The organism is Melioribacteraceae bacterium (assembly GCA_035362835.1).
GTDB lineage: Bacteria > Bacteroidota > Ignavibacteria > Ignavibacteriales > Melioribacteraceae > DSXH01.
Map to the genome: position 1 here is coordinate 776,305 of DAOSDY010000001.1, position 13,153 is coordinate 789,457.

Below are 13,153 nucleotides of genomic sequence, written 5' to 3' on the forward strand. Positions count from 1 at the left end.
GGTAAAAAATCAGAACAAAATTAATCAAAAATCCGCGATTAATTTAACAAAGAAATTCCGTCCTGGCTCAAATATCAAATTCCCTCTTATGGTTGAGAGATGGTTTCTGTATTCTTTATTAAAGATATTCTCCACACCGGCATTAATTCTGATTCCGGAGCCGAATAAATCAAAGACACCGGAATTTACGGAAAGGTTGAGTAGTGCATAGCCCGCTGTTGATCTTTCACCTTCAGCAACGCTATTCTGTCCAAAACTATAATCCGATGAGATAACAATGCTGAGTTTACTGCTATAAGAGAATTTAATACCCGCGCTTCCGTTCAGAGGCGGAATTTCTGGAAGATCTCCTCCGGAGGAAATATCATCACCTTTTACAAATGAAGAGATAAAGTAGAAAAGATGATCGGAATAGAAATTATAATCAGCACGGAAATCAAATCCGTATAATCTGGCTTTGCCTATATTGGTTTTAATAAAAGCATTCCTTCCATCGAAAAGACCGGGTATTTCTGAAACAAGATTATCGAAATAATTGAAGAAAATACTCGATACTATTTTTAATTTCAGCGAATAATAACGGAGGCCAAGATCGACCGATTTCCCTGTTTCCGGATTCAAATAAGGATTGCCAACACGCACAAAACTTCCCTGATCAATAAATTGAAACCGCTCCTCGAGTGACGGAGAACGGAATGAGAGACCAGTGGACAATGTAAGATCAAAATCCGGATTAAGAGAGTATTTCAATCCTATGTTAGCACTATAGGAATTTTCAACAGCTTCTGTCCTGTTCCAGATTATTGTCTGAGATGCAGGAGAATAATTCACAACTCCGTTGGTAATTTCGTAGACAGGATTATAAGTTGTCTCCCCCTCTATAAAGATTCTATCGTAACGCAAACCCGCAGTAAGCTGCAATCTGCCATTAAAGAATTGAGCATTATCCTGGGCAAATATTCCCAAACTTTTATACTTAGAATCCGGCAGCGGTTTTTCGCCGATAATTTTATTTACTGAAGAGACCAGATTCCCCTGCGGATTTAAAACTTCAATAAGCTGGTGCTTCTCGCGCCTTCCGTTATAAGTTCTATCCCAGTAGTCTATACCCGTAACAAGGTTGTTATCGTCAGTAAGGAGAAAATTTCCGTGAAGCTGCAGATTATTGTTATTATGATCTGCGCCCGGGAGAATTTTTAAAACGCTTACGCGCCTTGCGGGATTTGTACCCGATGCCGGAATATTCTGAACCGTATACGGAATATTCTCCACGTTTCTTTCAATCAACTGCCGGGAAAATTTCACGGAAAGCTTATAAAAAGATTTTGAAATATTCTGTATTTCATACCCCGCAGAAATCAATTCTCTTTTTTCATCCGGGTAACGAACTTCAGCATTCACGGGAAAGATCGAAGCGCCGGGGATGCCAACGTCATTTGCCCTGAATAATTGATAATCAAATTTTAAAAGGTGATTCTGGAACGGAAAGAGATTTAATCCCGCCGCTAGACTATAATCTTCGAACTGGCTGTTTTGAAGTTCCCCCGCGGGTGTTTGTGTGTTCCCTGCTTTCCTGTAAGAAGCAGATAATTTTGAAGACCAGAAAGAGCTTCCTCCGGTAATCAAACCCGATACAGCTGACAAATTATTAACCGAATTAAACCCTGCGGCAATGTTGCCGTTAAAACCAAGTTCATCATAAAGTCCGGGTGAGCGGGTAATTATATTAACAATTCCACCGGTGGCGCCGGAACCGTATAGAGCCGATGATGCTCCTTTAATTATTTCAATCCTCTCGATGTCGTTAGTGTTAAATAGCGAAAGCCGGGCAGCAATATCTGTTGATGTTGCAATCCTGTTTCCATCTACGAGTGTAACAAGATTGTCGCGGTTCAATCCGCGGATACTGATTTCTGTTCCCCAGATACCGTCGCGCATAAGTGAGATTCCAGGTTCTTCTTTTAAAATATCCGGAAGAGTTTGAAATGGCTTATTCTGAATTGCATCCTTTCCCAGAAGCAATTCCGAATAAGGAGAGTTGCGCAGAAATTTATCGGTTCTGTCGGTACTTACAATCACTTCATCGAGTTCTACCGGTGAGGATTCCATGTAAAAATCCTTTGACACAACTTCGCTACGAATCAACACCGAATCGGTTACGGGCAGATAACCGAGCCTGGATACTTTTACCTGATATTTACCCGCGGGCAGAAATTTGATTGAATAATATCCGTCATTATTAGAATAGGCAACAGGATAATTGGGAATATAGACAACCGCTCCCTGAACAGGTAATCCGCTTTTAGAATCTATTATCGTTCCTCTTAAACCTGCTTCCTGTGCATATATTAAAGAATAAAACTGAAAAATCAATAGTAAAAGAATCCTAAATTTCATTCTGCTTTTTTCTCCCCCGAATAATGTAGCCGGTATTCAATTTCATTTTAATCTCTGTGATATCAGAAAAATTGTCATAAACAAAATTCCGCAATTGCTCCGGTGAAAGGGATCCGCGCCTGTGAAGTTTTCCGGATTTAACCATATGTACTCTGTCCATAATATCAAAACCTCTTTCGTTGAAATCTGCCAGAATAAATGTTCCTTCAGGTGAGCGGAGACGGGATAATTGATTAAGACAGGTTTCCGGATTATCAAGCTCGTGAATTGTATTCATACAAACAATATTTCCAAAAGAACTCTGCGCAAAAGGAATTTTTTCGAGGTTCAATTTAATAAAAGTAACTCGGGTAAGAAATGACTCTGAAATTCTGCTGCGGGCTTCACTTATCAATTCGAGGCTGGAGTCACCAGTTACAACATTGAATCCGGATCTCGATAAAATTGAAACAGCTCTTCCTGTTCCTGTTGCAACATCGAATATAATCCGGTTCTTATTCAATCCGGCAGCGTTTATAAATTCAACGTATTCATCTATCAGACTGTAACCTAACTCCTCAAGTATTAAATCACTTTCCGATTTATGAATTCTTTTGAAATCCCTCATTAGTACCCCAGTAAATAGATTAGCAGACCAAGGATCAGTCCGAACGTCATGTTGAATAGTTTAATTTTTATTGAGTCTTTAACCGAATAAGAAAGCATAGGAAGCATTCCATGACCATCCTGAACTATTGAACTGGCAAATAAAACCGAGAACGGAATAAGCCCTTTGGAAAAGAGCATTACAAAAATAAGATGGGGACCCGATTCCGGAAGAATCCCTATAAGAGCGGCAAGAATGAGAATCACAAAAGTGTATTCAGATGTTATACTTTTCAGATCAACAAGATTAATTGCGTACTCAACTGAAAGAAGGGCCCCAAAAGTCCAAAGAAATATTTTTACAAGATGGCCTTTAATTATATGTTTCCAGATATGATCCTTAAAGTAATGCCTGTACCCCTCGTGCCCGGGATGATATTGTTTAAACTCGCAGTCCGTACATGTTTTTATGTTGAATTTTTTTACAAGGAAATCCGTGAATAAACCCGCAAAGACACCCAGGACAAATAGAATTCCGAACAAAAGAAGGGCGGTATCGGGAAACATAGCAAGCATTACAAACTGTTCATCACCTGCGGTTGCAAGCATCATACCTGTAAGAGCGCCGAAACTAATCATTCCGTGGATATAAAGAGAAACTCCGGCAAACGATCCGAGGCACCCGGGTGCGGCACCTAAAAGTGAGGAAACAATGTATTGCTTCCATCTGTTTCCTGTCTGAAGAATCTGAACTAATTTACCTCTGGTCTTAACATTAATAATATCGACCACGACCATCATTATAAGGACAAAGGCGGTAACCTTTAGGGATTCTTTAAATACGCTAAACAATAATTCCATAATCAACTCGAGGCATTTAATAATATAACATAGTTAGATGCCGGTAATAGTAAATCGACTCTTATTCAATCAATAATAAATTTCTTTCCTGTTCCGGCTTTTACAAGATCACTTCCGAATACATCCTGAAAAATTCCGCGGGCTTTATCCCCTGTACAATGAGTCGGTGCAACAGTTAGTATATCCATTTCAAATAGTTTTCCGACTACATCGGTGATTTCATCTTCGTTTAATCTGAAGAGATGAAATCCTCCCAGGACAAGATATATTGCTTCATCCGGGAAATAATTCCTGACAACCTGCAGAATATTAAGAATGCCGGGGTGAGCACAGCCTGTAATAACCACAATACCGCTCGTAGAACGTATTGCGATTGCCTGCTCTGAAATGGGACCGATTATTTCACCTAGTGTATAGAAATCCGGAAACACTTCAGTAATTACCGAAACAGGTTTGAGACCCGCCCCTGATTTCCTAATCAATTCAGTCAGTTCCTCCGGAAAAGATTCCGGATAAAAAACATTTACCCTGGAATTATGATCAAGAAAATTCTTCAATCCGCCTGTATGATCATGATGAAAATGTGAAAGGAAAAGAGTATCGATAGATATGGGATCGATCCCGAGCTTATTCATATTCGATAAAAGAATATTACCGTTATCTCCGGTATCAAAAAGTATTTTATTTAATCCGGTATCGATATAACAAGAGAAACCCCAATCCTGTTCTAATCCGCCTAACATCGGATTATTATCGTACACCACGGTCAATTCAAGATTTTTGATCATATCCTGTAACCAGAATAATTTCCTAATAAATATTTATTACTTCATGGTAAAAGAATCGCTGCGGAAATAACTGTAGTCCACAATCCCTTTTTATCTCCTTCGGCTGTCTGTGTTACATTAAAAGTTTTTACAAACTTACCGGACATTTTAAAAACCTGTTCTCTTTCATTCCAGTCGGTCTCAGAGTCGAATTCAACTCCCAGAGTGGTTGCAAGCATCTGGGCTGCAAGATCTTCGGCATAATCACCGGCAATTCTTTCTTTGACACCATACGGGTGGTATTCCGATAAGTATCCGTACTGTTTGCCATTGGTTGGAATTGCAACTCCAATGGACGATGCGATCAAACGATTCGGTTCGTTAGTAGAATTTCGCGCCATAACGGCAAATGTAATCTGTCCGGCACCTATTTCTCTAAGCCCATCCTGTTTTGTAATTCGCCTGCAACCGGGAGGATAAATGCTACTTACCATAACCAGATTACATTTCTCAATGCCTGCATTTCTGAGTGCGGCTTCGAAGGAAGAGAGATAATCTTTATGTCTTCCCACACCTTTTGTGAAAAATATTTTAGTCGGTACGTACAATTTCTCACCTCATGTATTTGGATTAATAAATATTGAATTCCACCTTAAGAAGAAAAGATCTCCGAAACTTATATTTAGTTTTCGATCCCGCTCTTAACGGGATCGAATTGAAATATTTCTGATGGAACCTTAATTGATTTTTTAAGTCAGGCTTACCTTGAGCATCCAGATCTGTTTTTCAATCCATGCTACGTTATCATCCGCAATACCTGTTGTTGGAGCATCATTATTTTCTCCGGCCAATTTCGAAATTGATTTGAATTCTTCATTCATTAATTCGAAATCGGAAAGAACGGAACTCAACACCGTCTTACCGTCGAAGTCGTTCCTGTTTTCTTCCTTCAATGCGGCTGCTTTAAGGTAATCCTGCATAGTTGAAAGAGGTTTTCCTCCAAGCTGAATTATCCTTTCTGCAATCTCATCATATTGTTCAGCAAAGTAGTCATAATATCCTTCTGTCATTTCATGTATCGACTTGAAATTAATTCCTTTTACATTCCAGTGGTAGTTGTGAAGTTTTACATAGAGCAACTGGATGTTCGCCAGGTTTTTGTTTAGCAGTTCAAGTAAAGCATTATTCTTCATTTCTTTCTCCTTTTTTAATTAGATAAATAATTATTAACCGCTTCTTTTACTTTCATACTTCCTTTGTATCCGGGAACAATTGTTATGCCCCCTTTATTAAGGGCTTCCTCGGCTTTATCACCAACATGACCTGTGATTAATACCTGAACGCCTTTACTGATTATAAGAGAAGCGGCTTTTGGTCCGGCACCACTCTGCATTTGTTCCCCGAGATTCGATACCGCTTCGAACTTCATTGTCTCAGGATCTACGATGATGAAATACGGACATCTTCCGAACTGTTCGCTTACGAGCGCATCCATTGAACCGCCGGTTGCAGTAACCGCAATCTTACCTTGTGCCGTATTTTTATTCTCATTCATATTCACCTCTAATTAATTAACATATATTGAAAACTGTATCTCAATTTTTTTCAAGATTGACAGAAACTCTCTGTGTATTTTTTCATTTTCTTCAATGAGATTTTTCCCGTGAATTAAATATTCTACAAAGAGTTGATTGAAAGGAATAGATCCGAGAACCGGTATATTTAAACTTTCCGCATATTTGAAAATTCGCGAGGTGATGTTTTCATTAAGATCATACTTGTTTATTATGATACCGGAAGGAATTTTAAAAGTACCTAAAAGTTCGACGAGCCGTTTTAGATCGTGAAGACCGGACAATGTGGGCTCTGTTACAATAACCGCATAATCCGCCGCAGATAAGCTTGCATTTACCGGGCAGCCGATTCCGGGAGGACCATCTATAATCACCCATTCAGTTCCGTAACTCATATTCTTCAGAGCTCTTTTTTTTATTTCCGAAACTAATTTGCCGGAATTTCCTTCACCCGGAGTTAGTCTAGCATAATAAAATTTTGACTTATCAGGCAGGTTACATTCGAAATATGTTCCGGACAAAACCGGCTCAAATCTGATTGCATTTTCCGGGCACATACGGTAACAGAATCCGCAACCTTCACAGCTCAACGGATCGACTTTAAAATCTTTTATCGCATCAAACCGGCAGGCGTTTACACACTTTCCGCATTGAGTACAAAGTATGGAATCAATTGCCGCTTTTTTCCCTCCATAATAATTATAACTATTTACAACCTCCGGACGCAGAACAAGATGAAGATTAGCGGCATCTACGTCGCAATCAATAACTACTTTTGAATCAATTAAACCGGCCAGGCCCGCAGTTATTGTAGTCTTTCCTGTTCCGCCTTTACCGCTTAAAATCACTATCTGTTTGAATTCTTTATCCGGCATCAACTTCTTCCGATATTTCAACAATCCTTTTATAGAGAGAAATAAAATCTTTTTTTAGTTCCGGAAACCGCTCGGAGGGTAAGCATCCCGTTGAATATGCCTCGGCATATTTCCTATCGAATATAATTTTAAGAAGGAGATCTATATTACTTTCTTTCAAATATTTTTCAGTTTCTGTAAATGCGGAATTATATTTATTGATTACAACTCCGAAGGGAATTCCAAGAGTCCGCAACACCTCAACAGCAAGCTTAAGATCACTAAGACCGAAAGGAGATGATTCCGTAACAAGAATACAATAGTCAGAGTTTTTAACGGCATCGACCATAGAGCAGGAAGTACCCGGTGGCGAATCGATAATGCTGGTTTTCGCAGGATCGATTTTTTTCTTTACTTCAGAAATCAATGGAACTGCAGTGACTTCTCCAATATTTAAAATTCCGCCGGTATAAATATTCCCGTCGGAGTATTTTCCGGTTCTAACAATTCCGATCTCCTTTTCCCTTTCACTAATTGCATGAGAAGGGCAGAAAAAACCGCAAGCACCGCAGGAATGACACATTTCCTCAAAAAGTACGATTTCAAATTTCAGATTTACAAGGGCATTGAATTCGCATACATCTACACAGGCACCGCAAAACGTGCAGATATTGTAATCAATTTCCGGCAGGAGTTTTACAGAACTTTCAACGGAAACAATTTCAGGATTCAACAGGAGATGTCCGTTTGGTTCTTCAACATCGCAATCCAAATAGACGGAATCCTTAATAATAGAGGCCAGTCCGGCGGCCACAGTTGTTTTGCCAGTACCCCCTTTACCAGATGCTACGGATATAATCACCTTTCCTCTCTAATTACAATTATGGTCGTGATCATGGTGATGTTTACAAGCTTCGTATCCCAACAATTTTCCCTGGAGAAAACGGTGGATCGCCTCTTCGTAAAGGAGCCCCGGTGCCGTAATTACATTTATACCGAATGAAAGAAAATTGGACACTGCTTTCTGTCCCATTCCGCCGGCAATAATTGTATCCACATTAAACTGCTTTACATATCCTGGCAACTGACAGGAACCGCCGTGTTCGCCCGCAAGCGGATTGAAATAGATTTCGGTTTTTAATATTCTTTTTTCATTATCGAGTTCACACACATTGAATTTTGAACACCTTCCGAAATGTTCTGCAACCCGTTCCTGCTTATTATATTCTTCAATTGCAACAGCTATTCTCTGATTCATATTTCTCCTTTAATTTATTACACTTCTGGATTTTAACATTCTCTACCCGATCTGAACCGTTTTCTCCCGGATTTGAAGGAAAAGACGGATTGATCGAAAACTTCCAACCGCCCTTCATTTAAAAGTTGAATTACCTTCTCAACATCGTTTTCAGTAGTCTGATATACTTTAATATTCGCGGACAGAAAAAACCTGAGCGGATTACGTCCGATCTGTCTAACAATAACCGCGTCGATATTCTTTTCGATTAAATATTGTGCTGTCCTTATTCCTGCACCGCCGAGTTCAGATGTGAAAGGATTCGGAAATAGATTCCTGGTATGATTCGAATCATCATACAGCATGAAGAATCCGCACCTTCCGAACAGATCCGAGACGATGGAATTATTCCCTACCTTTTCCAATGCAAGGGCAATTGTCATAAAAAATTTTATTCACTATTCCGGTTCGCTGAATTACGGCCTCTATTTTTTCTATTCCTGCCTCCAAAACAATTTCCTTTACCGCTTCCACGGGCTCTACCGCCCCGTCCTACTCCAAGGATCTCCTGACTTTTTTCAGAAATTGATTCAGCTCTATTTTCGTTATCACGGCAGCGTCCTCTTTTTCTTCCTGTTAAAGGGCCGCTACCGGCCGGACCTGTTCTATCAAAACCAGGCATTATAACCTCCTATGATTTCTATTTATAATTGATGAAATAAATACAACTAAATTTCTATTACCGAGTTTTTCGAATCTCCAAACGGAGATGTAACTTGCTTATCTGCAGCCGGTTCATTCAGCCAGATAACACCGTTGCATAAATACTTAAAACAATATTCGCGCCCGGTTTCAAGAACTATTTCCGCTGAAATAGATCCATTGCTCATCCTATGCGTAAATTTGTTTTTATGCGAGTCCCAATCGTTAAAGTCGCCAACTACGCATATATCATCGAAATTCAGGGAGATTTCAGCCGGGAGCGTAAAAACAACCTGACATAATTTTTTATCCCTGGAATACTTTTTCTCAATTGCCATTTTGTACCTCCTCTTCTTCATTGATTTTTTTTAGATTCCTTAGATAGTATATGGAGTTTGAATATTTAACTTCCACAAGGAGTCTCTTCTCAACCAGATCATCAATCAGTTCCCAATCAGATTTTGCTTTAAATAAGAATTCCTCTACAGCGTCTTTTCTCATCGGGTGAACTGATAGTATGCTCAACAATTCCCCGGAGAGGTTCGATGCATAGCTGAAGTTAATTCCTTCATAATAAGTTATTAGTTCAACATTGGGGATCATACTGCTGTAGATTTGAAAAGCATCATTCAGTTTTTCTTCAGAAGTTGGATTTACATTTTTTTCTGCCGGTGGCCGCGTGGGTGTAAGTATAAATGCTTTTGCAGGTTTAATTCCGCTTATCAGTTGTGCCGTTTTATAAAGGGATTCTACGAAATCGTTTACTCCTTTTACCAACATGGTTTCTGTTACTAATTCATTTTTAAAAACATTTGCGAACTCCCGGATCCCTTCCAGAATATTTTTAAGAATCAGAGTTCCGTGAGGTCTGTTTATCTTTTTCCAGATGTCTTCATATACCGAGTCGATTTTTACCGAGACCCAATCAGCACCCAGCAAATCGTTACGGACATCCCCTTCACAGAGTAATGATGAATTAGTAATTACGGCAATTTTTAATCCGAATTTTTTTAATCGTTCAATCGTATTTCCTAAGTTGATATCTAGAGTCGGTTCCCCGTCAGGTACAAAAGTCAGGTAATCAACCTTTTCACCTGTTTTCTTTAAATGAGATAATTTTTCGGCAACCTGATCATATATCTCCTCAGTTGTAAAAAACTTATCTCTTCTTACTGACATCGAATCAGTCTTTCCAACCTGACAGTAGATACAGGAATAGCTGCAGACTTTCGGCGGAATATTATTAATTCCGAGACTTCTGCCTAGCCTGCGCGACGGTATGGGTCCGAAAACAATCATTCATTCACTCTAACAGGTTTACTAATCATACGACAATCTTACTTCCCGTTCTTTTATTGTCGGTTCAATTAATTTTTTCCATTCGTCCGTATTCCATGTATCCAGATTCGAATGTGTTATAAAATATTTTTCCGGAATTGGATGCGTTCCTACGACAACTTTCATTTTGTACTTATCTTCAATAAATCTTTTAAAGTGGTCTACATAAGGACAGGGTGGATAACCGACGACCATTCCGGTAGCGAAATGAATAACTTCCGCGCCGTTCTTTTTCATCTCTTCAGGTGCATACTCAATATTTCCGCCTGGACACCCGCCGCACGTAGTAAAACCGACAAGTTCAACTTCGCTATCCTTATAAATATCAAAAGCGCCTTTTCTTTCACTGATCGATCTGAAACATTTTCCTCCTGCACAGGTTGAGTATCTGTCGCAAATAATTATTCCGATTTTTACTTTATTCTCCATCTGATCACCCTTAATTTTCTTCAGGAATTATTTTTAATTAACAATTTTTCTTCCTTTGACTTTCCTTGGATCGCCGGAATATCCGAGTGATTTCCAATCCATTCTTCCTTTGCTGTTGTGGCAGTCATTGCATTTAAGAGCTTCCTCTTTAGGAGCTACCATATGATTAATCGGCCAGTACATTTCAGTTTCAATAAAGTCATACTTGCCTGAATAAGGAATATTTACTTCTTTCATTCCGATTTCAGAAGCCGGATTCCAATCATATTTCTGCCAGTAACCTCCTTCGCCAAAAAGTCGGGGAACTATTAGATAGTTATTCTGCGAGTCATAAATCTGTTTTCCCCTCATTACTTTGAAAGGAGCAATTTTGGCTTTGGAATCTTTAATATCCCCGTTGAGGGAGTTAAGCATCACAACTTTTGATGGATCAATCTTATCACCCATTGTATAGTATGAAGCACTTCCGTTATACCATTTGTAAGTGGGGATAACATTTTTATCCCATTTGAATTCACCTTTCATCTTGCTATAAGTTTCCATGCCGAACTGATCTTTTACATCAGTTCTTTCTTCACCCGCTTTCGACCAATCCCACCATACTTTTGTCGGCTCAACTCTTGCGAATTCAGGAATATGACAGGTTTCGCATGCAACCGAACCCGCATGCTTATCAATTAATTTGTACTTATGGATTTCACCACTGTGACAGTCGGTGCAATAGACGTGATTTTTACCCGCTGCCATTGAACCGTGGCTCGCACCCAATATTTTATGCTGTTTGGTTGTATGACATTCGATGCATTGAAAACCGATCTTTCCCATATGGATATCAATTTCCGGGGTTGGTTCATATAGACTATCGTCCAGATCACCATGTTTAACACCTATTCCGCCGCCGCCATCGAAATGACAGATGCCGCAATTTTTTCTGGTACTCTTTCCAACGCTCTGAGCCGATACGAGAAGATCAACTTTAGAATCAGGCATTCCGGCTGCCGCCGGAGTTTTTTTGTAAGTGCCGGATTGTTCATGACAAACAAGGCAATCGACATTTTCTTCATTGCTGAAATCGAACGAGGAATCCTTCCAGCCGTATCCGGTATGACAGCTTGTACATCTCGGATAATTAGAGGGTACTGCAAGACAGAAATTGTTTATAATGTTCTTCTTACCGAAGCGTTTTTTACTGCCCGATTGATCATCGAACTCTTCGTCTAGCCACGTCCAGTGATTTGTAGTCATAACTTCTTTAGCGGCACTTTCGTGGCAGGTTAAACACTCCTTTGTTACATCCTGTGGTTTTTCAAACGGACCCTGGATATATTCTTTATGTGACTGACTAAAAACCGAAGTAGCAATAAGGATTGATGTGAAAATGATTTTCTTGACCAAAATACCTCCCTAAGAATATTAGAAAATATTTTTTACGTTACCTCCACCGGGTAACTTTTATGAATTAATCCTGCGATATCTCTGAAAGCATCCGATACTTCACAACCGGGTTTTTCGAGTATTACCGGTATTCCTTTATCGCTCAGGATCCTTGCATCGATATCGATAGGTATAGAACCTAAAAACTGAGTTCCTGTTTCTCCTGCCAGCCGGCGACCGCCGCCGGATCCAAATAGTTCGATTACCGCACTGCAATGCGGGCAGACCAATCCGGCCATATTTTCGACGATCCCGATTGCCGGGATCTGTAATTGTTTTGCCATATTAACCGCCCGCTCGGCATCTATTACCGAGACTTCCTGAGGAGTAGTAACTACAACCGCATAATCCGGTTTCATCTCCTGTGCAATTGTTAAAATTTCATCACCTGTACCTGGAGGGAGATCGGCAATCATAAAATCAAGTTCATTCCATTCAACATCGGCAAGAAACTGATTAATTATTTTTGAACGCATCGGTCCCCGCCAAATCAAAGCCTGTCCATCCTTAAGCAGGCTTGCCATTGAAATTACTTTAGCTCCGTACTTCTCAAACGGAATTATCTTTTCGTCGAGTATAACCAGTTCACTTTTAATACCGAGCATTTTAGCTACGTTCGGACCAGTAATATCGGCATCAAGAATTCCCGTACTTAATCCTTCATTCAGAAGTGCATATGCCAGGTTTACACTTACTGTAGTTTTTCCAACTCCGCCTTTACCACTGAAGACTGCGATTCTGTGTTTAATCTTTGCGACAGTTGATTTGATCTTTCTTTCTTCCTCATCAAAGAGTTTTTTCTTTTCATTATCGTTCATCCATTCCCCGGAATTATGTTAGTCCTCTATCAGAGCCAATAATCAGACCAGAACAAATTCTTTTATTTTGTTCTATTTTCTTTAGTTTACTATTGCACTGAATTGCATTAACGCAATATACCTTTGCGTGCATTGCGGTTTTGCAAAGTTTTTAACT

The 13,153-nt window shown here is 39.5% G+C and carries 17 protein-coding genes; all 17 read right to left on the reverse strand.

What is annotated here, in order from left to right; genetic code table 11:
* Window positions 1–24 precede the first annotated feature (24 nt).
* The 17 genes from PLZ15_03245 to PLZ15_03325 all read right to left on the reverse strand — a co-directional run bounded on the left by PLZ15_03245 (window position 25) and on the right by PLZ15_03325 (window position 12,996).
* A complete protein-coding gene (locus PLZ15_03245) occupies window positions 25–2,397 on the reverse strand; it encodes a TonB-dependent receptor (protein ID HOI28751.1) in 2,373 nt (790 codons plus the stop codon).
* Window positions 2,387–3,004, reverse strand: coding sequence for a class I SAM-dependent methyltransferase (locus PLZ15_03250; GenBank protein ID HOI28752.1), 618 nt, complete (start codon window positions 3,002–3,004; stop codon window positions 2,387–2,389). The genes PLZ15_03245 and PLZ15_03250 overlap by 11 nt, the downstream gene beginning before the upstream one ends.
* A complete protein-coding gene (locus PLZ15_03255) occupies window positions 3,004–3,843 on the reverse strand; it encodes a putative manganese transporter (GenBank protein ID HOI28753.1) in 840 nt (279 codons plus the stop codon). Before PLZ15_03255 ends, PLZ15_03250 begins: the two co-directional genes overlap by 1 nt.
* A 65-nt stretch (window positions 3,844–3,908) precedes the next feature.
* A complete protein-coding gene (locus PLZ15_03260; GenBank protein HOI28754.1) occupies window positions 3,909–4,631 on the reverse strand; it encodes an MBL fold metallo-hydrolase in 723 nt (240 codons plus the stop codon).
* Window positions 4,632–4,672: 41 nt separating this feature from the next.
* Entirely contained in the window at window positions 4,673–5,218 is a 546-nt protein-coding gene (locus PLZ15_03265) for an arginine decarboxylase, pyruvoyl-dependent (protein ID HOI28755.1), read from the reverse strand.
* Between the two features lie 141 nt (window positions 5,219–5,359).
* Window positions 5,360–5,803: a DNA starvation/stationary phase protection protein gene (locus tag PLZ15_03270; GenBank protein ID HOI28756.1), complete on the reverse strand. Its 444-nt coding sequence runs from the start codon at window positions 5,801–5,803 to the stop codon at window positions 5,360–5,362.
* A gap of 14 nt (window positions 5,804–5,817) precedes the next feature.
* Complete coding sequence (locus PLZ15_03275; protein HOI28757.1) at window positions 5,818–6,165, reverse strand: NifB/NifX family molybdenum-iron cluster-binding protein; 348 nt, start codon at window positions 6,163–6,165, stop codon at window positions 5,818–5,820.
* Between the two features lie 12 nt (window positions 6,166–6,177).
* The gene (locus PLZ15_03280; GenBank protein ID HOI28758.1) at window positions 6,178–7,059 is read right to left on the reverse strand and encodes an ATP-binding protein; all 882 of its coding nucleotides are present in this window, start codon (window positions 7,057–7,059) and stop codon (window positions 6,178–6,180) included.
* Complete coding sequence (locus PLZ15_03285) at window positions 7,049–7,900, reverse strand: ATP-binding protein (GenBank protein ID HOI28759.1); 852 nt, start codon at window positions 7,898–7,900, stop codon at window positions 7,049–7,051. The genes PLZ15_03280 and PLZ15_03285 overlap by 11 nt, the downstream gene beginning before the upstream one ends.
* A gap of 9 nt (window positions 7,901–7,909) precedes the next feature.
* The gene (locus PLZ15_03290; GenBank protein HOI28760.1) at window positions 7,910–8,296 is read right to left on the reverse strand and encodes a NifB/NifX family molybdenum-iron cluster-binding protein; all 387 of its coding nucleotides are present in this window, start codon (window positions 8,294–8,296) and stop codon (window positions 7,910–7,912) included.
* 32 nt (window positions 8,297–8,328) lie between these two features.
* Entirely contained in the window at window positions 8,329–8,718 is a 390-nt protein-coding gene (locus tag PLZ15_03295; GenBank protein ID HOI28761.1) for a NifB/NifX family molybdenum-iron cluster-binding protein, read from the reverse strand.
* A gap of 8 nt (window positions 8,719–8,726) precedes the next feature.
* Window positions 8,727–8,957, reverse strand: coding sequence for a DUF5320 domain-containing protein (locus PLZ15_03300; GenBank protein ID HOI28762.1), 231 nt, complete (start codon window positions 8,955–8,957; stop codon window positions 8,727–8,729).
* A gap of 46 nt (window positions 8,958–9,003) precedes the next feature.
* Window positions 9,004–9,315 (reverse strand): isoamylase early set domain-containing protein, encoded by a 312-nt coding sequence (locus PLZ15_03305; GenBank protein ID HOI28763.1) that lies wholly within the window; start codon window positions 9,313–9,315, stop codon window positions 9,004–9,006.
* Entirely contained in the window at window positions 9,305–10,276 is a 972-nt protein-coding gene (locus PLZ15_03310; protein ID HOI28764.1) for a radical SAM protein, read from the reverse strand. Before PLZ15_03310 ends, PLZ15_03305 begins: the two co-directional genes overlap by 11 nt.
* Before the next feature lie 21 nt (window positions 10,277–10,297).
* The gene (locus PLZ15_03315; GenBank protein HOI28765.1) at window positions 10,298–10,744 is read right to left on the reverse strand and encodes a CGGC domain-containing protein; all 447 of its coding nucleotides are present in this window, start codon (window positions 10,742–10,744) and stop codon (window positions 10,298–10,300) included.
* Between the two features lie 33 nt (window positions 10,745–10,777).
* Entirely contained in the window at window positions 10,778–12,139 is a 1,362-nt protein-coding gene (locus PLZ15_03320; GenBank protein ID HOI28766.1) for a tetrathionate reductase family octaheme c-type cytochrome, read from the reverse strand.
* Window positions 12,140–12,171: 32 nt separating this feature from the next.
* A complete protein-coding gene (locus tag PLZ15_03325) occupies window positions 12,172–12,996 on the reverse strand; it encodes an Mrp/NBP35 family ATP-binding protein (GenBank protein ID HOI28767.1) in 825 nt (274 codons plus the stop codon).
* Window positions 12,997–13,153: the final 157 nt, after the last annotated feature.